At 64.4% G+C, this 21,640-nt stretch carries 17 protein-coding genes; 12 read left to right on the plus strand and 5 right to left on the minus strand.

Going from position 1 to position 21,640, the window contains the following annotated elements:
- Positions 1 to 206: 206 nt before the first annotated feature.
- The 4 genes from ACWV8V_RS05435 (at position 207) to ACWV8V_RS05450 (ending at position 5,685) form a co-directional block, all read left to right on the plus strand.
- Positions 207 to 3,200 (plus strand): TonB-dependent receptor, encoded by a 2,994-nt coding sequence (locus tag ACWV8V_RS05435; RefSeq protein ID WP_455899130.1) that lies wholly within the window; start codon positions 207 to 209, stop codon positions 3,198 to 3,200.
- A 132-nt stretch (positions 3,201 to 3,332) separates the two neighbouring features.
- On the plus strand, positions 3,333 to 4,031 hold the full coding sequence (locus tag ACWV8V_RS05440) for a hypothetical protein (protein ID WP_455899131.1): 699 nt from the start codon (positions 3,333 to 3,335) through the stop codon (positions 4,029 to 4,031).
- 70 nt (positions 4,032 to 4,101) lie between these two features.
- A complete protein-coding gene (locus ACWV8V_RS05445; RefSeq protein ID WP_455899132.1) occupies positions 4,102 to 4,821 on the plus strand; it encodes a hypothetical protein in 720 nt (239 codons plus the stop codon).
- Positions 4,822 to 4,896: 75 nt separating this feature from the next.
- Positions 4,897 to 5,685, plus strand: coding sequence for a hypothetical protein (locus tag ACWV8V_RS05450; protein WP_455899133.1), 789 nt, complete (start codon positions 4,897 to 4,899; stop codon positions 5,683 to 5,685).
- 54 nt (positions 5,686 to 5,739) lie between these two features.
- Here ACWV8V_RS05450 and ACWV8V_RS05455 read toward each other — a convergent pair whose 3' ends face one another.
- The 3 genes from ACWV8V_RS05455 to ACWV8V_RS05465 all read right to left on the minus strand — a co-directional run bounded on the left by ACWV8V_RS05455 (position 5,740) and on the right by ACWV8V_RS05465 (position 15,603).
- Positions 5,740 to 6,000, minus strand: a complete 261-nt coding sequence (locus ACWV8V_RS05455) for a hypothetical protein (protein WP_259260839.1) — start codon at positions 5,998 to 6,000, stop codon at positions 5,740 to 5,742.
- A complete protein-coding gene (locus ACWV8V_RS05460) occupies positions 5,997 to 14,708 on the minus strand; it encodes a GH36-type glycosyl hydrolase domain-containing protein (protein ID WP_455899134.1) in 8,712 nt (2,903 codons plus the stop codon). The genes ACWV8V_RS05455 and ACWV8V_RS05460 overlap by 4 nt, the downstream gene beginning before the upstream one ends.
- Before the next feature lie 217 nt (positions 14,709 to 14,925).
- A complete protein-coding gene (locus ACWV8V_RS05465; protein WP_455899135.1) occupies positions 14,926 to 15,603 on the minus strand; it encodes a hypothetical protein in 678 nt (225 codons plus the stop codon).
- Positions 15,604 to 15,739: 136 nt separating this feature from the next.
- On the opposite strand from ACWV8V_RS05465, the gene ACWV8V_RS05470 reads away from it, so the two are divergent.
- The gene (locus ACWV8V_RS05470; protein ID WP_455899136.1) at positions 15,740 to 16,147 is read left to right on the plus strand and encodes a hypothetical protein; all 408 of its coding nucleotides are present in this window, start codon (positions 15,740 to 15,742) and stop codon (positions 16,145 to 16,147) included.
- Positions 16,148 to 16,308: 161 nt separating this feature from the next.
- Here ACWV8V_RS05470 and ACWV8V_RS05475 read toward each other — a convergent pair whose 3' ends face one another.
- The gene (locus tag ACWV8V_RS05475; protein ID WP_455899137.1) at positions 16,309 to 16,665 is read right to left on the minus strand and encodes a DUF3693 domain-containing protein; all 357 of its coding nucleotides are present in this window, start codon (positions 16,663 to 16,665) and stop codon (positions 16,309 to 16,311) included.
- 131 nt (positions 16,666 to 16,796) lie between these two features.
- Between ACWV8V_RS05475 and ACWV8V_RS05480 the strand changes: the two genes are divergently transcribed.
- The 7 genes from ACWV8V_RS05480 (at position 16,797) to ACWV8V_RS05510 (ending at position 21,378) form a co-directional block, all read left to right on the plus strand.
- Positions 16,797 to 16,961 carry a hypothetical protein gene (locus tag ACWV8V_RS05480; RefSeq protein ID WP_455899138.1) on the plus strand — a complete coding sequence of 55 codons (165 nt, stop codon included), beginning with the start codon at positions 16,797 to 16,799 and terminating at the stop codon, positions 16,959 to 16,961.
- 270 nt (positions 16,962 to 17,231) lie between these two features.
- Positions 17,232 to 18,164 carry a rolling circle replication-associated protein gene (locus tag ACWV8V_RS05485; protein WP_455899607.1) on the plus strand — a complete coding sequence of 311 codons (933 nt, stop codon included), beginning with the start codon at positions 17,232 to 17,234 and terminating at the stop codon, positions 18,162 to 18,164.
- Positions 18,161 to 18,451: a single-stranded DNA-binding protein gene (locus ACWV8V_RS05490; protein ID WP_346470665.1), complete on the plus strand. Its 291-nt coding sequence runs from the start codon at positions 18,161 to 18,163 to the stop codon at positions 18,449 to 18,451. The genes ACWV8V_RS05485 and ACWV8V_RS05490 overlap by 4 nt, the downstream gene beginning before the upstream one ends.
- A gap of 216 nt (positions 18,452 to 18,667) precedes the next feature.
- Positions 18,668 to 18,805: a major capsid protein gene (locus tag ACWV8V_RS05495; RefSeq protein WP_346470666.1), complete on the plus strand. Its 138-nt coding sequence runs from the start codon at positions 18,668 to 18,670 to the stop codon at positions 18,803 to 18,805.
- Positions 18,806 to 18,875: 70 nt separating this feature from the next.
- The gene (locus ACWV8V_RS05500) at positions 18,876 to 20,051 is read left to right on the plus strand and encodes a virulence factor TspB C-terminal domain-related protein (RefSeq protein WP_455899139.1); all 1,176 of its coding nucleotides are present in this window, start codon (positions 18,876 to 18,878) and stop codon (positions 20,049 to 20,051) included.
- A complete protein-coding gene (locus ACWV8V_RS05505) occupies positions 20,048 to 20,320 on the plus strand; it encodes a DUF2523 family protein (protein WP_346470668.1) in 273 nt (90 codons plus the stop codon). The genes ACWV8V_RS05500 and ACWV8V_RS05505 overlap by 4 nt, the downstream gene beginning before the upstream one ends.
- Positions 20,317 to 21,378: a zonular occludens toxin domain-containing protein gene (locus tag ACWV8V_RS05510; RefSeq protein WP_455899140.1), complete on the plus strand. Its 1,062-nt coding sequence runs from the start codon at positions 20,317 to 20,319 to the stop codon at positions 21,376 to 21,378. Before ACWV8V_RS05505 ends, ACWV8V_RS05510 begins: the two co-directional genes overlap by 4 nt.
- Here the strand turns inward: ACWV8V_RS05510 and ACWV8V_RS05515 are convergent.
- On the minus strand, positions 21,368 to 21,619 hold the full coding sequence (locus ACWV8V_RS05515) for a hypothetical protein (protein WP_346470670.1): 252 nt from the start codon (positions 21,617 to 21,619) through the stop codon (positions 21,368 to 21,370). The genes ACWV8V_RS05510 and ACWV8V_RS05515 overlap by 11 nt on opposite strands.
- Positions 21,620 to 21,640 lie beyond the last annotated feature (21 nt).

Raw genomic sequence — 21,640 nt, forward strand, 5'->3', positions numbered from 1 at the left:
CAGGCGCTGGCGTGATAAGGCGGGTGCGGGGCGCTTGCGCGCTTCGCCCGCGTAGCGTCCTGATGCAGCCCGCGCGGTGACGAATGTCATGTTTTGGTCGCGCGCGATATCGCCATCGGCAAACACGACATAACCCCTGCGCATTTCTCGATCGGGCCAAGAGCAGGGTTAATGAAATCGTTTCCCCCACCAACGATTGCCCCACGATGACGACAGCTCGTTCTTCCCTGCGCCCGCACCTGCTGGCGTTGGCGGTGTTGCTTGCCACCGCATCTCCCCTGGTACATGCACAGTCCACCACCGGTGCGATCACCGGTCAGGCGCCTGCATCGGCACAGCGCATTTTCGTTCGCAGCGACACGGGTTTCACTCGTGAAGTGTCGGTCGATGTGCGCGGCCGCTACGCAATCCCGCAGCTGCCGCTTGGCCGTTACTCAGTGGAGGCACGTGATGCCGACGGCAACGTAGTGCAGACCCGACAGGATGTCGCACTGACGGTCGGCACCAGCACCGACGTCTCCTTCGCCGATGTCACCCGGTTGGATGGCGTCCAGGTCAGCGCCGACCGCGCGGCGGCGGCCATCGATGTCAGCAGCGTGGACTCGCGCACCGTGATCACGGCCGAGCAGCTGCAGCGACTGCCGCTGGGCCGCTCGGCTGAGGCGATTGCACAGCTCGCGCCCGGCGTGATCGGCAACAGCGGCAACGGCACGTATGCCGGCCCGACCGGCGCGCAGTTGGTGAGCTTCGGCGGTTCGTCCGCGGCCGAGAACGCGTACTACATCAACGGCTTCAACAGCACCGACCCACTGCGCGGCCTGGGCGGCCTGACGCTGCCTTACGGCAGCATCGACCAGCAGGAAATCTATACCGGCGGCTACAGCGCCAAATACGGCCGCTCCGACGGCGGCGTGATCAATGCGGTCGGCAAGCGCGGCACGAACGAATGGCATTTCGGCGGCCAGGCGACCTGGGAGCCGGCCTCCACACGCTCGGACAAGGACGACGTGCGTTATCCCGGCGACGGTGCGTTGTATGCGCCGGAGAGCAAGGACCGCGAGTGGGTCAGCACGCAGAGCATCTACGCCGGCGGCCCGCTGATCGAAGACCGGCTGTTCTTCTTTGGCTCCTACGAGCTGGAGCGCCGTGAAGGCACCGACGTCAAGAATGTCGAGGCCACCAATGCGTACTCCAATTACGCGTACGAGCGCCCCCGCTGGTACGCCAAAGTGGATTGGAACATCACCGACAACCACCTGCTCGAAGTGACCGGCGCCTCCAGTCGCAACGTCTTCCGGGGCGACATCTTCGCCTACGACTACGACACGCTCACCCGTGGCGCCCAGCGCGGCAAGGAAGACACCACCAAAACCGGTGGCGACCTGTGGACGGCCAAATACACCGGCTACCTCACCGACCGGCTCACCGTCAGCGCGCAGTACGGCGAAATGCGCACGGATGACTACATCGGCAACCCGGCCTACGACGGCAGCCTGACCTACATCAACAGCCCCACGCTGCAGAATCCGGCACTGACCGGTGGCGCGCCGATCACCAATGCGCAGACCACCTCGCTGCTGGTCAACCCGGACCGCGGCAACCGCAGCAACAACCTACGCCTCGATGCCAACTACGTGTGGGGCGACCACAGCATCACCGTCGGCATCGACAACCAGAACGCCCGTGCCTTGAACCGAGGCTCGGTCGCGTCGGCCGATGGCTACTACTGGATCTACGGGCAGTCCAACCCGAATGTGCCGATCAACACCGGCCTGGGCGTGCCGGCAACGGGCGGCATCCGCAATGGCGAAGACGGCTACTACGTGCGCCAGTACATCTACAGTGCGCTGGCCTCGGTGCGGGCGTCGCAGCGGGCGCAGTACATTGAAGACAACTGGCAGGTGACCGATCGCCTGCTGCTCAATCTCGGCCTGCGCCTGGATCAGTTCACCAACTTCAACCGCGATGGCGATGCCTACATCAAGCAGACCAGCGGGCAGTGGGCGCCACGCCTGGGCTTCAGCTGGGACGTCGACGGCGATGGGCGGTTCAAGGTGTTCGGCAACGTGGGGCGCTACTACCTCGCACTGCCGCTGAACCCGGCCTTCAATGCAGCGGGTGCGACGCTTGCCACCTCGACGTATTACACCTACGGCGGCATCGACAGCAACGGCTACCCGACCGATCTCACCCAGTTCTCCGACGCGGTGTCGGCCAACAACAATTACGGCCTGCTGCCCGATGCGAAGACGGTGGCCACCTCCGGCATCGAACCGTCCTACCAGGACGAATTCATCCTCGGCTTCAGCAAGGCATTGGGGCAGAACTGGGTGTACGGGGCCAAGGCGACCTACCGCGTGCTGCGCAGCGGTGTGGACGACTACTGCGATATCGATGCGGTGCTCGGCAAGGCCAGCAGCCTGGGCTACAACGTGACCAAGGACAGCAACCCGGTCAGCTGCTGGCTGATCAACCCCGGGCGCGCCAACACCTTCAATCTGGTCGACACCGGCGGCAATTACGTGACCGTCCCGCTGAGCAACGCGGAAATGGGCTTCCCGCAGTTCAAGCGCAACTACTACGCGGTGAACCTCTCGCTGGAACATCCGTTTGATGGCCGCTGGTATGCCCGCGGCGACTACACCTGGTCGCGCAGCTACGGCACCACCGAAGGGCAGCTGCTCTCCGGCATCGGCCAGACCGCCGTGTCCACGACCCAGGCGTGGGATTACGCCCAGCTGATGGAGCACACCAACGGTCCGCAGAGCAACGATCACACCCATCAGTTCAAGCTGCACGGCTATTACCAGCTGACGCCGGAGTGGCTGGTCTCGGCCAATCTCAAGGTGCTCTCCGGCTCGCCGTTCAGTGCACTGGGCTCGTATGGACCGGACTTCGAAGACCCTTCCGGCTATGGCATCGCGTATCACTTCTACAACGGGCAGCCGGCGCCTCCGGGCAGCCAGGGGCGCCTGCCGTGGCTGAAGCAGCTGGACCTGGGGGTGTCCTACCGCCCCGCGGTGGCCGAGGGGCGGCTGGGCTTCAATCTGGACGTCTTCAACGTGTTCAACCGCCAGGTGGCGCTGTGGAAGTCGCCGTACTCCGAGCTGGATCCGGGCCAGCCCGATCCGCTGTATGGCGCAGCGACCATCCGGCAGGCGCCGCGATCGCTGCGGGTCAGCGTGAGCTATGACTACTGACGGAGGAGAGTAGGGCGGGCGGGGGAGGGGACCCCTGCCCGCCGGCGCTGGCGCGGGCGCCTTTCACGGAGAACGTGGCGCACCGTTAACGGTGGGCGATGCAGTCTGGGACCATTGCCACTGGAGCCCCCCATGCAGAACCAGATCCGCATCAAGGCAGGGTTGGCCGCGGTCGGTTTGACGATGCTGCTCTGCGCCTGTTCGCCGCAGGGCCAGGGGGATGCCGCCCCGATCGTGTCGCCCAGCGCCGCGGACCCGGGCGCGGCGAAGGCCGCAGACCCAGCGGCCGCTGCGACCACAGCCGGGTGGCGGCCGGCCCCTGTGTATCAGGAGGGGGCATCCGGCATCGCGGTTGGCCCGGTTGCAGGGGTGCGGGTGGTGCACGATTTCCAGCGTGACTACCTGGCGTCGCCCACGTGGAAGCTGTTTGCTTCGCCGGACAGCGTGGGCACACCGCTGGTGGCGCTGGTGCTGGAGGGCTCGGATCGTGTTACTGCCGGGGAGTTGCGGATTGGGCGCAGCGAGGATGCCGCGGCGGTCAACGCCTGTCTCGAGCTGCCCGCCGAAGCGACCGGCCCAGCGGCGGCGACCACGGTCGATATCGGCGGCGTGCCTTTTACGCACTTCACCGTGGGTGATGCGGCGATGAGCCATTACGTCAACGCGGAGAGCTATCGCGCGGTACGCGATGGCAGTTGCTATGCGATCGACCTGGTCGTGGCTGGCACGCGCCCGGAGGTCTACGATCCGCCGCGCACGCCACCGTTCACGCAGCAGGAGGCGGCATCGCGATTGGCGGAGGCGCTGAAGACGGTGTACTGGGTGGAATGAGGGGCGTTCTTCCTGCGCTCGACTCTGGCGCTATGATCTGGTCTTGGCATGGAGACCTCAAGGATAAGGAATGGATGCCACGGCGGAATCACGAACATCTGGACAGCGGGATGCTGGGCTCGCGCTGAGTTTTTCCTGGCTGCACGATAAAGTGGCAGCGTACGTTGCTCATAGTCGCTATCCGAAGCCATCCCGCGTGGAGCGTGCGTCGGTCTGGGTCGGGGTAGGTGCCGCTGGCGTGGGGTTGCTCGTTGCCGCTCTGTCGCCGCGTGTCATTGCCCCACAGCTGGCAGCAGGGGTTTTGTCCGCCTGTCTGGCGGTGGAGCTTGCCGGGTTCGCGACCCACCTGATTCTCATGGCAAAGCGTGAACTGCCTCAGCTGCTCAAGCCGCGATTGGCGCATGCTGCCGAGATGGACTTCGATTTTGCGTACTGGCGCGAGCTCGTTGCAGAGCTGAGTGGGTTTCCGCGTGCGCAGAGGAAGGAGATGCTGAGATTCGCCAGCGCATTGCGCGATCGAATGAATGAGCGGATGGGCCTTGTTTACGGCGGCTTTCAGCGCCTGGGTGTTTTCCCGATGCTGGTCGCGCTCTATCTTCAGTTCCGCAACTGGAAATGGGGCGATTGGGCGTCGGCGTTCGATGTGAACTTAGTGGCTGGCCTGCTCATCTGGATGATGGTGCTTCTGTATGCGGCGGGCTGGCTGCTGATCGGGTTGCGCACCCGAGTAGACACTTACGTCAATCTGCTTGAGTCGGCCCTTCAGGGCGAACGCGCTCCCGGCAAGTAACAAGAACCCCTTGCGCAGTTGGCGTGGGGGTTTGGACAGGCAATGTGGCCGTACTAGACTGAGTTCCCTAACCTGATGAACGATATGACCTCAGCTCAGCAGTTGGATACCTGCGAACATCTCATTCTTGCCGAGATCGGAGAGCCCGAAGAGAATGCGCTTCGCATCGTAGTTGACGAAGCGCTCGTGCTGGATCGGACGGAGTCAATTGAAATCAACGGCGTCTCGCTCAGCGGTATCCGGCCGATCGAGGTGACCACGGATTCTCGTCGTTTCGAGTTGATCTGGGAAACCTACGTAAGCTACGCGGTTCGAGATGAATCTTACTGCCGCTGGGATGACACAGAGGAGTGGCAGGGCGAGCAACTGCGAATCTACTCCAAATCAACATTTTTGGACTTTGTCGCGGCTGGCACCTTCGCTGACGACGAGTACCCAGGACCGTTCAAGCACTACGCAGTGCACTGTGGTAACCACATCGTAGACGTGGCGTCGGAATCGGCGCCAATAGTACGCTGTACGACTCGGCAGCATGTTGGCGGTAGCCTGGGTGAAGGCTCGCAGCAATTGGTATGGCCTGCTGCTGGAGCAGGTAGAACCAGGAAGGCGTTGATGGACTACTTGAAGCGCTCTGCGCTTGCCGCATTCGGCGCTTTCCTGATTCTTGTGCTCTACACGTTGGCGGCGCAACCGCTATCGATGTGGGAATCAAGCTCGCTTCTTCTACTTTTGCTTGTCGGCGCGGCCTGCGCCGTTGTGGCGGGTGTGATCGCAGCGGCACTCGTACGCAAACACCCGGTCGCCATGGTCCTGCTTGCCCAGGTGCTGATCATTCTTATCGTCGGATTCATCTGGCAGCAGTAAATCCCGCAGTCATGCAATGATGTTGCTGCTGGCCACTTTCGATAGCAATGGTCATCACGCACCTGGCTCTCTCGGCGGCACGCTGTCATCACGCTCGTGCCACGCCGGAATCTCCAGGGCATGCTCTTTGAGCATGGCTTGAATGCACGCGCACGCGTGGTCTCTCTCCGCCTGCGCGCATTGATCCAGAATCTCTCCAGCGAGCATTTCGAACTGCGGCCAGAACTGCGCTGGATGGCGCACCTGCGCCACCCAGTGGTCCAGCTTGTCGCCCAGCGCATCGAGCTGCACCTGTATGTCGGGACGAACGTTCATCCCGGAGGTGCACCGAGATCAAGCGCGACACGGTAGTAATGGCCGTCGTCGCGGAGCAGGACGCTGAGGTCCGGCTGCAGGACGTCATCCACATGCAGTGTCGGCCGACCCTGCGCCGTGCGGGTCACCACGAACTCATACAGGCTGCGCCCGAAGCGGTAGCTCAGTTCGAATGACGGCCAGTGATCGGGCAGGCACGGTTCAAGTGACAGACGATCGCCGTCGCGACGGATGCCGAGCAGGGATTCCACCAGCAGGCGATACATCCAGCCGGCTGAGCCTGTGTACCACGTCCAGCCACCTCGCCCGACGTGCGGCGACACCGCGTAGACATCGGCCGCCAACACATAGGGTTCGACGCGGTAGGTCTGGACCGCCTCCGGGTCGAGCGCGTGGTTGAGGGGGTTGATCATGCCGGCCAGCTCCCAGGCACGCACCGCATCGCCCTGTTGTGCGAATGCCATGGCCGCCCACACCGCCGCGTGGGTGTATTGGCCACCGTTCTCGCGCACGCCCGGGACGTAGCCCCGAATGTAACCGGGGTCCTCCGTGGTCTGGTCGAAGGGCGGGTCCAGAAGCTGGATCAGCTTGGCGTCCTTCCGCACCAGATGCGTGTACAGCGAGTCCAGGGCCTGCGTGCCGCGCTCAGGCGCGGCAACGCCGGACAGCACCGACCAGCTCTGGGAGATCGAATCGATGCGGCACTCCTGGTTCTGTGACGAGCCCAACATGGCGCCGTTGTCGAACCAGGCGCGGCGATACCACGCCCCGTCCCAGGCATGCTGTTCCAGGTTCTGACGCAGGCGTTCGGCCTGTTCTTCGCACCATTGTGCACGGGGGGCATCGCCACGGGCGTTGGCCAGCCCGATGAAGCGGCGAAGCGTGTCGTGCAGGAAGAACCCGAGCCACACACTCTCACCGCGCTGCTGGTCGCCGACGCGGTTCATGCCATCGTTCCAATCGCCGCTGCCCATCAACGGAAGCCCACGTTCGCCGAGCAACCGGCACCCGCGTTCCAGCGCGACGACGCAGTGCGCATACAGGGTGCCGCGCTGCGCCGAAAGGGTGGGCATGTCGTAGTAGCCTTCCTCCTCCGGGGTCACCGCGCGACCCTCGATGTAGCCAACCACTTCGTCCAGCACGCTGGCGTCGCCGGTGACCTCCAGGTAGCGGCATGCGCCCTGGGGCAACCACAGATAATCGTCCGAGCAGCGGGTGCGCACGCCGCGACCTTGCGGCGGGTGCCACCAGTGCATCACATCGCCTTCGGTGAACTGGTGTGCCGCGCAGAGCAGCAGGTGTTCGCGGGTCAGGTCCGGGCGCGTGTGTACAAGAGCAAGTGCGTCCTGCAGCTGGTCGCGGAAGCCGAACGCGCCGCCTGACTGGTAGTAGCCACTGCGCGCCAGGTAGCGGCAGCCCAGGGTCTGGTAGACCAGCCACCCATTGGCCAGTGCATCGAACGCCGGGTCCGGCGTGCGTACCTGCACCGTGGCCAGCACATTGCGCCAGTGGATGCGCACGGCGTCCAGCGCATCAATGGCTTCCTGATTGCCTTGGCGGCTTCGTGCCAACGCCAGCGTTTCCTCGCGGTCGCGCCCCGCGCCCAGGCGGAACGTGGTTTCACTGCGGTCGCCCGGCGCCAGCTCCAGCGGCACCTGGATCGCCGCGCAGGGATCCAGGCCTGCACCCGCCCGCGAATCCAGACGTTCGCGACGCAACGCGGCCGGTGCGTGCAGGCCGCCGTTGCGGCCGATGAACTCCAGGCGATCGCAGGTCCAGCCGCAGCCCTCGGCATCGGTGTCGAAGAAGGCCATCCGGCCGCCGAACTCGGTGCTGTAACTGTTGCGCGCCATCAGCGCCCCGGTCTGCGGGTCGCGTTCGGTGACCACGTGCATGCGCGATTTCGGGCGCAGGTCACCCATGACCCACTCAACGTAGCCGATGGCCGACAGCCGCCGCGGCCGGCCCGAGAGGTTGTGCAAGCGCAGGACCGAGAACTTCAGCGGGGCGGTGACGTCGACGAAGACCCACAACTCGCTGACGATGCCGTCCTCGATATGCTCATAGACGGTGTAGCCGAATCCATGGCGCGTCCGGTACGCGCCGGTGCCCCGGCACGGCAGCGGCATCGGCGACCAGACACGGCCGGTGTCCTCGTCGCGCACGTAGAAGGCTTCGCCACCCGTATCAGACACCGGATCGTTGAGCCAGGGCGTCAAGCGGAATTCGTGTGCATTCTCGAACCAGGTGTAGCCCGGTGCGCTCTCGCTGACGACCGTGCCCAGGCGGGCGTTCGCGATCACGTTGGCCCAAGGCGCCGGCGTCGGGGCACCTTCGCGCACCACCACCACGTATTCGCGGCCGTCCTCGCTGAAACTGCCGGTGCCGTTGTCGAAACGGCCGGCGCCGCGGTACGGAAGGAACGGCCACGGGTCGTCCACCTCTTCGTCGTGCTCGGCACCCGGCGGCAGCCCGGGTTCGGGGCCCGGGTCGGCGACGACGGGAAGCCCTGGCGTCTGTTCCATCGCCAGGGCCAGCTCCTGTTGCTCCGCCTGCGGCACCAGGGCCGGAATGCGTCTCACGGGCAGGGGCTGACGCCCCACCTGGGCGGCCAGCGTGCCGTCCTCGTCGCTGAGCACTACCCGTGCCACCGCCTGCAAGAGAATGCGGTCCTCGTGGCTCATGTTCTGCACCGGCCGCACGAAGATGCCGCCGGGGCGATCCAGCAGGCCGGTCTCCGAACTGGCGGCCACCATCCCCAGAATCTGGTCCTGCAGTTCCTGCCGATAGCCGGCCTTGCTGTCGTTCCAGATGACCAGGTCGGTGTTGAGTCCCTTCTGGCGCCAATATGCATGCGCCTGCACCAGCTGCCTGACCAGTTCTATGTTCTCCGCGTCGGTGACTTTGAGCAGGACGATGGGCAGGTCGCCCGAGATGGCATGGCCCCACAGCCCGGATTGTCCGCGCTGGTTCTGCTGCAGGACGGCGTCGCCCGCGCGAAGCAGCGGATTGGCATACAGCACGTGGCTGGCCAGGCGCTCGTACAGCGACGCCTCGGCCTGGCTGGCGTTGATCTGCCGGCGCACCACCTGGCTGTGTGTCCAGGACAGGTCGAAGACACGGTCCGCCAAGCGGCGATCACGGTACTTGTCGACCATCGCCTCGCAACCGGTGCGGTCCGCGCCAATGCCATACACCATGTCCAGCTGCACGGTCTGCTCGGGTTCCAGCACCACCCGCACGCGGATGGCCACGATCGGGTCGAGCACCGAACCGTCCGTGCCGGAGAGGTCGGTATCGGTGGTCAACGCCTGCGGCGTGCGCGGCGTGTTGCCACGCCCGAGGAAGCGCGAACGGTCGGTCTCGTAGGAGATCGACACCACCTCCGCGTCATGCACCGCGACCAGATGGAACATCCACGGTGGCACTTCGTCGTGCGAACGGGGCCGGCGCGTGCAGAGCACGGCCTGCTTGGCGGCCAGGATCTCGCTCTGCACGAAGAGGTTGCTGAAGGCCGGATGCGCATCGTCGGAGGCTGCGGGCGCCAGCACCACTTCGGCATAGGTGGTGATCTCCACCGTGCGCTGGCGGCGGCCGCGGTTGGTCAGGCGCAGGCGCCTGAGCTCGATGTCATCCTCGGCGGAAATGGCGACCTGCAGATGGCTCTCGCAGCCGCGGCGGGCACCGCGGAACTCGGCCTTGGCGTCGGAGAAGATCGCCTCGTAGTGGTCCAGCGCCACGCAGGTGGGCTGGTAGGCGGCAGACCAGAACTCGCCGCTGTCCACGTCGCGCAGGTAGCAGAACGTGCCCCAGGCATCGGTGGTGCCGTCTTCGCGCCAGCGGGTGAGTGACAGGTCGCCGTGGCGGCTGTAGCCGCCGCCGGCATGGGTCAACATGCCGTGGTAGCGCCCGTTGGAGAGTAGCTGCACTTCCGGGCGCGGGCCAGCCGGGTCGCGCAGGACGCGCAGGGAGGTCTCGTGCTCGGCCATGGCGGAGTGCTCGCCCAGGGATTCGACCTCATGCGGATGGAACACGCCGATGCGCGGAATACGTTCCTGCAGCAGCAGCAAGGTGGCCTGGAACTCGGTATCGGCAACGAAACGGCGCTGCATCGGCTGGTCGCGCAACAGGTAATCCAGCGACAGCAGGCCCATGCCCTGGTGGTGTGCCATGAACGAACGCAGCAGCACGTGATCCTGCCCCGGCGGCACCCGGGCGGGGGTGTAGTCGATCGCTTCGTACATGCCAAAGCGCCCGGAGAACCCGAGACCTTCGAGTGCCTGGAGGTTCTGGCACGCCGCCTCCGGTGCCACCATCAGCGCCATCATGCTGGCATAGGGCGCAATCACCCGATCCTGGCCCAGGCCGCGCTTGAGCCCCAACCCGGGCACGCCGAACGCGCGGTACTGGTAGTTCAGGCGGGCATCCACAGCGTTATAGCCGGACTCGGACACGCCCCACGGCAGGTTCAAGGTGCGGCCGTAGACGATCTGCGCCTCCACCGCATGCCGCGCGGTCTGGTCGAGCAGCGTGTCCGGATAGCTGGGCATCACCAGCTGCGGCATGAGGTACTCGAACATCGAGCCACTCCACGACAACAGCGTCGGTGTGCCGTTGACCTCGGTGAGCATCCGCCCGAGCGCGAACCAGCTTTCCTGCGACAACTGGCCCTGGGCGATGGCGACGAAGGCGCACAGCCGCGCTTCGGAAGCCAGCAGGTCGTAGAAGCTGTTGTCGAGGCGATGGTCGTCGACGTTGTAGCCGATCGAGAGCAGGTTCCGAGTGCGGTAGAACAGGAACCCGTACTCCATCAGGGAGAACTGCCCGGCACGGTGCGCCAGCGCCTGCAGCTGCTCGATGCGCGCGCGCGCGTCCGCACCGACGGAGCCGGGCAGGGCGGCCAGCTGGCGCAGGCTGGGCACCGGCGCCTCGACGTCCGCGCCGGCATCGGCAGGGAGGTCGGCGAGTGTTGCATGGGCGGCATGGCATTCGGCAGCGAACAGGGCCGGCCAGTGCAGCGCACCTTCCTCGGGCGACTCCGGTGCCGGCCATTGCGCCAGTACGGCGTCGGCCAGACCGGCCAGCTCCTGCAACCGGGCGAGCAGCTGCGCCGTGCCACGGGGTGGGTCGGTACGCGTTGAGGCCAGGCGCTGGCGAAGGTGGTTGAGTGCCTCGCCCAGTGGCGCGTCAGCAGGGCGATGGCGCTGCCGTTCTTCTTCCAGCACGCCGAGCGTATCGGCCAGGCCGTCGAAGGTATGTGGCGCCAGCACTGGCGCATCCACCAGCGCGAGGAGGCCTTGGCGCAGCGTCAGCAGGTGGCCGGCCAGGTTGCCGCTGTCCACGGTGGAGACGTAGCGCGGCTGCAGCGGCGCCAGGGTTTCGGTGTCGTACCAGTTCAGGAAGTGGCCGCGGTGTCGCGGCAGCTGGTCCAGCGTATCGAACGTGAGCGCGGTACGTTCCGCGACCGCGCCCAGCTGCAGCCATCCGAAATCCCATGCCGACAGATTGGCCAGCAGTGACAGGCCGATGTTGGTCGGCGAGGTGCGCCGCGCCACCACCAGGGTTGGATGCTCCTGGATGTTATCCGGCGGCAGCCAATGATCCTGCTCGCGCACCCACGCCTGGAAGAACGACCAGGTGCGCCGCGCCAGCCGGCCCAGGAATGCCCGCTGTGTCACGGAAAGTTCGGCCACGCTTGCGGCCGGCGGCCGGCCCAGCCACGCCATCAAGGCGGGGGCGAAGACCCACGCCAACAGCAGGGGCAGGGCGACAGGCAGCGCCTGCGGAGCCACGCTGGCCACCACTGCCGCCAGCGCAATTGCCAGCAACGATGCTGGCGCCATCACCCGCCATTCCGCGCCGCGGTCGCTGCCGAGGCGGCGTTCGACTTCGCTGGAGGGGTTCCATTGCAGCAGGTGGCGGCGGGTGACGGTCATGCGCCAGAGCGTGCGCAGCACCGCCCCACCGGCCAGCAACGCTTCGTAGGGCAGACACGCGACCTGGGTGGCCGCGCGCAGCAACGACTGCAGCGTGCCGCGCCCGACCATGATGTAGTGCGCTTCCAGCGGGGTGTCGTCCGGAACGCTCAGCGCATCGCGCAGCATGCCGATCAACGGCGGCGCGAACCACAGTGCCAGCACCCATGCCGTCCACGCAGCCGGGCTTTCGGCATACAGCCAACCCGCCACCAGCAAGGCCAAGGCAGCGATCGGCACCAGGCTCCGGCGCAGGTTGTCCAGCAACTTGCCGCGCGACAGCAGGCTGAGCCGGTTGCGTTCCCAGCCCGATCCCGGGCGCGGTGTCCACGGCATCAACCAGGGCAGCAGCTGCCAGTCGCCGCGGATCCAACGCGCACGGCGCTTGGCATCGGCGGCGTAGCGTTCGGGATAGTCCTCGTACAGGCGCACATCGCTGACCAGGCCGGCGCGTGCATAGCAGCCTTCCAGCAGATCGTGGCTGAGGATGCGGTTCTCGGGCAGGCGGCCTTCGAGCGCATGCTCGAACGCTTCGACGTCATAAATGCCCTTGCCCACGAACGAACCTTCGTCGAACAGGTCTTGGTAGACATCCGAGACCATGCGCGAGTACGGATCGATGCCGGGCTCGCTGCCGAACATCCTGGCAAACCGCGAGGTGCGGCGCGTGCCGAGACTGGTGCCGACGCTGGGCTGCAGGATGCCGTAGCCCTCCACTACGCGTTGCAGCGCAGGATCGAAGCGCGGGCGGTTGAGCGGGTGCGCCAGGGTGGCGACGAAGGCGCGTGCGGCATCCCGCGGAAGCTGCGTGTCCGAATCCAGGGTGATGACGTAGCGGACACCGATCAGGGCCGCCGTGTCACCGACGGTGCGCATGAACGCGGCCGCATTGCCCTGGCGGAGCAGGGCATTGAGGGCTGCCAGCTTGCCGCGCTTGCGCTCGTGCCCCATCCACACCCCTTCGCCCGGGTTCCATTGCCTGGGGCGGTGCAGCAGGTAGAAGCGATCGCCGCGCTCGGCCGCGTAACGACTGTTCAATTCCTCGATGCGCTCCACGGCATGCGCGAGCAGGGTGTCGTCCGTCGGCGTCTCGGCGGCCGCGGCGTCGAGAAAGTCCGTCAGCAGCACAAAGCGCAGCTGAGGATCGCGGTTGGCCAGGAAGCGGACCTCCAGCGCTTCGGTCAGGACATCGATGCCGTCGATGCTGGAGAGCATGGACGGCACCGCAACCACGGTGGAGCAGGCGGCAGGAATACCCTCGCTGAAATCGAGCTTGGGCAGCGGCCTGGGCGTGACCAGTACCGTCGCCGTCCAGTTCACCAGGACGATGCCCAGCTCGCTGAATACCAGCAGCCCGAACAGCGCGGCCAGCCACACGGGCACCGCGCCACTGCCCGAGGCCAGCAGGCCAGCGGTCGCCACCACCGCCAGCAGGGCGATCGGCAGCAGGTACAGGGCAAGGGGCACGCGATGCGCCAGTCGCCTGGCCTTGCGGTGGCGGGGTGCCGCCTCGGCCACGGCATCAACGGTGGCCGTGGCGCCTTCGCCCACGAGCCAATAGCCCACATGCGTACGTGGTCCATCGTGCGGCGCAGCCGCGCGTGCCAGATCCAGCGCGATGGTCGCAACGCGTTCTTCCGCAACGCGACTGCCGCGCGCGATCTTCTCCACGACATGGCGATAGGCATCGCGCGTGCCGAAATCCATCTGCGGATAGACGGCCATCGGGTCTTCCCGCAGCCGCTGTTCGACCACACTCATGTCTTCGACAAAGGTGCGCCAATCCATGGTGGACAGAAAACGCAGGCTGCCGATGCTGTTGCCGATGGAGACCTGATCGGCCGCCTGCTGCTGCCCCTCTGCGGCGACCAGTTCGTCGATGCGCTGCCCAGCCGCGGCGGCCCACTGTTCCAGCCAGGCGATGGGCATGGCCCACGCACCGCCGCGCCCTTGCAGCGAGCGGGTCAGCTCGGCGATGAACGCGCCGGTCAAGGGCGGCTCGGAGCGCGCCATGTCGGCCACCACGAGCACGACATCGGTCGGGGTGTCGGACGCCGCGCGGTTGAGGCTGTCCGCCCATTGGGCAGCCAGGCCACGGTCCGTCCCGTCGCGCATCACCCGCGCCGCCATGCGCCGCAGATTCTCCAGCAGGGCCAGTCGCAGCATGATCGGAACGGCCCACAGTTCGCCCAGGCTCAGCGGCGCCAGCGACTGGTACGAGGCGATGAAGCGGCCCAGCGTATCGCCGTCAATGCGGCCATCGCCATGCGCGATGGCCTGCATCGACAGCTCATACACGCGCGGCAACCCGGCCGAGGGGCCGGCGACCAGCGAAGGCAACTGCCGGCTGTAGCCGCGCGGCAGGTGGCGTCGCGCGGTCTGGATCTGTTCTTCGATCAGGTAGTAGTTGTCGAGCAGCCATTCCCCGGCCGGGGTCACCGGCCGCTGTTCGCGCACTACGTTGCTGAGCAACGTGTTGGCATCTTCCAGGACACGTTCGTTGGCCTGCAGGCGATCGAGCAGGCGCTCTGCGCCAGGTCGCATCCGCACCCGATGCTGGCGCGCCAGTGCGCGGCCGTACACCTCCATCTGTTCAACGCTGTACAGCGCGGCACGCAGGGGGACCTCGGTGGCTTCAATGGCCGGAACCGAGGCCTGGCGCTCACGCCAGCGCCAACGGACAAGACGACGCAGGCGGAGCCAACGACCAAAAAGACGGCGAAAGTGGGGCATAGGTTACCGAGGAGGCAGGTCGCGTCCTTGCATAGTTGCATTCGGGGTGGCGTGGTAACTGTGAAGGCGGGGAGAGGTCGAGCGGCCCGGGTGGCCCGGGTGGCCGTGGCGCAACCTCAGGCCGTCGGTACAGTGCGGCCGGCAATCGTCAGCGGCCTGTAGGTTCGAGGGCAGGGCAGTGCCGACTACCCACCACAACGAGGGGCGTGAATGGGATTTACGCTGTATCCAAGGACTTCAACTGGTCAGTCAACAGGCGAGTCAGGCTACGGCGCGCAAAGTACCCCTGCAGCTGGCGTGCTTTGATGGTTCTTGCCCTCAGTCGAGCGTTGCCACCGGCGCGTTGCTCGATGCGGTAGCAGCGCGAAGCGCCACACAGCTCTGCCTGGCTCGCCGTGACCGTCACCACGGTGACTTCCAGACTGGTGAAGGCGTTCTCGGCGGCGATGTCGGGGTTCTCCATGCTGGCGCGCTCGATCAAGGTCCGGAATCGCCCCAGGTCTCGTTCGCCGCCGCTGCTGAGCGCACCCACGTTGGTCGCACGGCGGACATCGTCGTCGTCGCCGGGAATCGCTTGGCTCCAACGCTCTGTGCGTTCGGGAATGATCGCGCGGACCACCTTCCCAGTAGGCTCAATCAGGTCGATGACCACATCCAGCAGGTAGACCGGTTCAAGCCCCAGATTGGTCACGAAGCAGTGCGCATCCAGGTCCTTGCCCGCGCCCGACGTGATCAGGATGGAAGGACGCTGCTGGCGGCGGTAGCTGCGCAGGAAGAAATTCAGGTAGACGACCCAGATCAACGCCGTCACGCAGGTCATGGCTGCGGTTATCAGTGGGGCGAAATGAAGCAGGTTCTGAAGCACGTTGAGGCTGATCCGGTCGAGTCGACGCATGTAATCACGCTGATACTCATCATCGCCCTTGAACCGCTTGCGTCCTGTGAAGCGCCTGGCAGCAGCCTTGCTGCTCGGCTCGATGTGACCGGTGACGGCCGCGGGAGCTATGATGCCCTCAGCTATAGGGGGCTACATGGACGTGAGAGCTATTCTGTTGCTGGCCGCTATGGCTGCCGGCCCGGCATCTGCACAGCAGGTGCATAAGTGCGTTGAAGGTGGGAAGACCAGTTACCAATCTGCACCGTGCGCCAACAGCGCGCCCCAAAAGACGTGGGATGCCACGCCGAAATACGACACATACGAAAACCAGCTGCGCCTGGAGCGTATACGGCAGGACATGCGTCAGCGTGATCAACGGCAGTCTTACCAGGCATCGTCTGGTGGTGGTGTCAGGGGTGTCGTGGTCAGCCAGTACAAAGAGCCTGATCGCTGCCAAGCGGCCAAAGATCATCGGGACGCGGTTTACCGTGCAGCTGGCATCAAGCGTTCGTTTGAGCTTAGTCGTCAGATGGACGACAAGGTGTACGCCGCCTGCAAGTAACGGCATGTAGGGGCGACGCCTATGGCGATCAAGGTGGGGCCGGTCAGGTCGTGGCCCGTGCATCAATGCTGGTTTTTCCGTGGAGACTCGATGAGGCTAGAGCGACGCCAGTAGTAGCTTGAGCAGGCCCACGGGGTACCTCACTACGGCCGCCAGTGTCTTTACATAATATACATTCCGGTCTTAGCCGAACCCGTCAAAGCCGTTGCGGCAGTAGGCGATGCGGCCATTCCGGTAGCGATCGTTACGACCATCGCCGTTGCCGCCAGCTTGCGCCATAGCGCCTTGACTCGCGGGGTAGGGGCCGTCTCGATCTCATGGTCTGCGACGGCCTTTCGCACGTCCCATCCCAGCGCCTGAGCGCATCCAATCACCGCGTCCACGTCCATCGTCCTGATGCCGGTGCAGTAGTTGTTGAACCGCTGAACGCTCAGGCCCGCGCGCCGGGCAAGCGCCGCCTGTGACTCAGCCGGGAAGGCCTGCCGCAGCCCTTCGATCAATTTTTCTTGGGTCGTCATATCCACGCCTGTTGACATTGGCATCCACGCCCGTTTATACAGTGCTCCGTATCCACGCGTGTGGATACACCCCGTCCCGGCCCCCCTAGGCCGTGGCGGGGAATCTAGGGGCTAGGGGAGGGGGAAGGGGCATGGACGGAATCATGTTGGTCTGCGGGCTGCTGGGAGCGCTCGCCGTGATCGTTGGAATCGCTCGTCTCGTTGCGTGGGGTATCGACCGCCGGGAAGAGCAGGGCACCAAGGCAATCCGTGACGCCGCATTCGTCGCCCAGGCGTCAGCCGAGGTGCGCCGGTGATCTTCATCCTCGTCCTGTGTGTCCCGGCACTTATCTGGCTTTACAGGTACATCCGCAGCGGCCGGGGTCCGTTCGAATGATCATGACCCCCGCAGAGATGGTGCCGTTCTTCGTCGGCCTCGTAGCGATCTTCGTCGTCGGCTTCTTGCTGCAAAGGCGCAAGAAATGAGCGGCCATTGCAACTTCTGCGGCGAGCCGACCGTCTACTTCTTCGCAGGCGGTCTTTGTGCTGCCTGCACCGGCAAGAACGCCCGCATCAAGCTGGAAGGTATGACGCCTGCGCCGCGTCCTGAGCTTGCCGCGTTCGATGACGCCATCGGCGTGATGCACGCCTCTGCACGCCGCACCGAGATGGCCTCAGAGGCCATGCAGCGCAATAAGCGCGCATCGGGTGCTTCGCTCAAATCGTACCTCGCAGCGGCTCCGATCGCGTTGACCCCGGAGGGCCAGCGCGAAGCGCTGGCCCTTGGGCTTGTCCATTACAAAACAAGTGACAACGGGCCGAAGCACGGCCGTCTGTCCATCGAAATCGACCCGCTGCTGGCGCGGGCGCAACGGCTGCGCAAGTCCGTAATCACGAGTGCACGACTCCATGACCAAGAAGCCAAGAAGGGATCGCGCCGTGGGGCGTGGTACATGCTCACGCTCACCTACCGAGACGGAAGCCGTAGCGGCCCTCGTGACGTTAGCGAGCTACTTAAACGCATGCGGGGGCACTTCAATGGAATTGTTGCTCGGGCCAGACGGTTCGCGGGTGAGGTGTTCCGTTACCTATGGGTCGGTGAGCTTACCCAGCGTGGCCGACCCCACTACCACCTCCTAATTTGGGTACCCAAGGGCATCTATTTCGGCAAGGTCGATCACCGCGGTTGGTGGCCGCACGGCAGCAGCCAGATTGAGAAAGCGCGCAACGCGGTGGGGTATCTCGCCAAGTACGCATCGAAGTTCACCAGCGTCATTGCTGCTGCGTTCCCCAAGGGATTTCGCACGCATGGTTGCGGTGGCCTCGACACAGAATCCCGCCGCGAACTGCGGTGGTGGAAAGCCCCCGTATCGGCACGTGAAGCGCTCGGCACTGAAGCCGACATCCGTAAGTGCCAGGGCGGCTATTTCGACAAGCTCACAGGGGAGTTCTGGCCGTCCCCATGGCGAGTGACCTTTGCATTCGGCCGGACCATCGCTTGGAAGGTAATCCCATTATGAAAGTCGAAGTCATCAGCGAAAACATCGCCGTCCGTTCGTTCCCCGCCCGCGAGGGCAAAGCGGCCACCGTGTTCCGTGAGCAGAAGGCCGCAGTACTGCGCCCGGGTGACCACCCGCTGCCTTTCAAGATGACGCTGGATGAAGACCAGCAGCCGTACAAGGCGGGCGTATATGACCTGTGTCCCACGTCGCTGGAAAACAGCAAGTTCGGTGGTCTGGAGTTCGGTCGCCGTATCCGTCTCCTCACTCCGTCGCCCGCGCCGGGCGCTGCACCGGTCAAGGCCTGATCCGTGGCGCAGCAAGCACACGTCCTTTACTGCGTCGAGTTCGATGCAGTCAGCAAGGAGTGCATCACGCAAGCGTGGTTGCCTGCGCCGTCTCTTTTGCCCCCGCTATCGGTCGAGCAGGCGGGACAGATTCTAGCGATGGCGTTCGTTGTTCTCGCCGTTTGCTGGGGCTGGAAGAAGCTCGGCCAACTCACTCAACGATGAAAAGGAATTGCAATGGATATCGACGTCTCCGGTGTTGTTACCGCCTTCGGCGGGATCGTGGCTGCTGTTGGTCTGGTCGGCGCGGCAAAGATGCTGCCGAACGCCGCGATCAAGGCGTGGAGCTGGATCCAGTCCGCAATCCGCGGCTGATCCCTGCTTGATCGGGAGGGGGCTTCGGCCCCCTTTTCTTTGGAGGTCATATGGAAGGTTGGATAGTTCTATGCGTCGGACTGATGGGTCTAAACATTCTCTTCGGCGACTGATCGGCTTTGCGGTCGGCATCGCCCTGGTGCTGACCGTGTTCTCTGCAACAGGGCAATCTAACGGCAGTGTCCGCGTTACCGCGTCCTCTATTCGCTACGCCGCGACTACGCCTACCGGCGTCCGCACAAGCGCGTTGCTTGAAGGCACATACACAGGCACCAAGAACGGCGTCAAACAGTTCAATGTCCCCGTGCATCTACCTTCCGGCACGCTCGGTAATCTCGCGAAATCGGCGATCAAACGCGGTGGTGCAGCATACGGCTGGTACAGCCTCGCGAAAGGCCTCATCGATGGTGCAGGCTGGGCGATCAATGAGCTGCAGCAGCAGGTGGTCAAGCCAGCGGACGGCACGTATTCACCGCCAGGCACTCAGATGTGGTGTGCCACCACCGGCGGCGCGCTTCGATGCACTACCACCCTTGAAGGCGCAAAGCAGATCGCCTCGGTCCAGTTCAAGGACTGCAACTCTGCCTATTTTCAAGGCAGTTTCATCATGGTGTCTTGCAACAAAGGCGGTGACGGCCTCGCGCTGGCGCGCCGTACAGTCACCTCTAACACCTTCAATCACGGCAGCGGTTCGCAGTTCGATGAGCCGGTTCCTGATCACGATTTGGGCGAGCTGATGAAACGCTCCCCACAGATTGTAAATGCCATTCTGATAGACCCAGAGAGCGGCGCGCCCATCAGAACGACCGAGCTCGTGAACTCCATGAATGAGCTCCGCAAGTCGCTTGAGCAGGCCAACGGGCTTGAACCTGCGCCAGATTTGGAGCCGACTGACGATCCCACAAAGCCCGAACGTATGGAGTCCACGTGGCCCGGCTTCTGCAATTGGGCGTCTGTGGTCTGCGAGTTCATTGATTGGGTCAAGAGCGACGGCGAGCCACATAAGGAATTGCCTGAGACGGAGTTGCAGATCGATCCGCAAGGCTGGAACAGCGGGATCGGTGGCGGCACGTGCCCGGCCCCACAGACGTTCTCTATCACCGTCGTCGGTGCACAGGGTCAGGCTCAGTTCGACTGGCAGCCTGCCTGCGATTTCGCCAGCACCCTCAAACCCTTCTTGATAACCGTCTGCTCGCTGGTGGCCGTCTTCATTCTGGCTGGGCTGCGAAACGGAGCTAAGTCATGAAAGCGCTGTTGCAATCTCTCTTCGGTGACGCCATCGCTCGCATGCTGGGCGGCGCAGGCCTGTCCGTCATCAGCATGGCCGCAATCATGCCGGTCGTCCTTGGTGCGCTTAATCTTGTCGCCTCCAAACTGCAAGGAATGCCGGCCGATCTTGCGAGCCTGGCGCTGTTGTCCGGGGCAGGGGAGGGGCTCAGTGTCATCGGCTCCGCAATCATGGCACGCATGGCGATTTCCGCCGCTGGTGTGGGTATCGGGAAGGCCACGAAATGATCTATTTGATTACGGGCATGCCGGGCAACGGCAAAACGCTCTACGCCGTTGACTTCATCAAGAAAGAGGTGGGGAAGGGTCGTGCGGTCTACAGCGATATCAAGGGTCTGACGTTGCCCGGTGTTGAGCCTGCACCTGACGACTGGCGAACGCTGCCCGATGGCGCGCTCGTTGTTTACGATGAAGCGCACAAGCGCTTCCCTTCGTACAAAGGTAAGGGGCGGTCGCCGTTGCAGGTTGTCCAGGACATGGACGAACACCGGCATCGCGGCTTTGATCTGATGTTCATCACGCAGTGGCCCGACAAGATCGATAACGAGCTATTCCGACTGGTCGGTACACACTGGCACCTCAATCGCGCATTCGGGCTGCAGTCCGCCAGCCTTTGCGCCTTTACCCGGGGCGTCCTCAACCCATACAGCCAGCTCGCGCGTAAGGGCGCTGATGAGTCGATCTGGAGCTACCCGAAAGACCTTTACGGCGTCTACAAGTCATCATCGCTGCATACCGATGCCCACAAGTTCAAATTGCCCGCCAAGATACGAAACGGGCTGATCGTGGCACCTATGATCGCGCTTGTTTTGTGGGGCCTGTACCTGTTCCTCGTCCCGTCTGCCGCAAAAGACGCTCCGGCGCAGCGCAGCGTAGCGGAGACTGCGCCGGAACGTCTTTCAGCTATCGGGCAACCGCAGGAGGTTCAAGCCACTGACAAATCGCCTCCCACTGGTGAGTACTATTCACTGACCGCGCCCAGCGTTCCTCAGTTGGCCGGTTGTGTTTCCAGTGAGCGTGGTTGCCGGTGTTTCAACCGTGACGGCTACCAGATCGATCAGACGCAGGCTGAGTGCAAGTCGGTCATTGAGCGTCCGTTGCCGATCAACGTCTATCACCCCTATACACAGTCCGCGCGCCAGGACGATGCGGGAAGGCAAGGGCATGCGACACCTGTGGACGCCGGGACTGTCGTTGGTTTTGAGTCAGGCAAGCGCGCCGACGTGTTCCCGCGCTCGGCGGGCTACACGTCTGAAACAGTGACCGGCCCGACAACTACTCTGTAGCGCCGATGGATGCTTTCCAATCGGCGTCGCGCGTCCGGTGGTCGTGTAGCTTCATCGCAAGCAGCCGAAGAAGCTCACGCCGTTTCGGGTTTCTCTTTGGATCAGCGGCGAGGTCTGTCAGGGCGCGTACTGCCGCGTCCACCTGTGCGGCATCCGTCGCAATGAACGTCATCAGCGCGATCGCATCGCTCAGTCCGTCGATATAGTCGGCTGTGATTTGGGCGTCTGCGTACGTGGTCATATCATCTCCTTGTGGTCCCCG

Source organism: Stenotrophomonas sp. Ker107b (genome assembly GCF_053847245.1).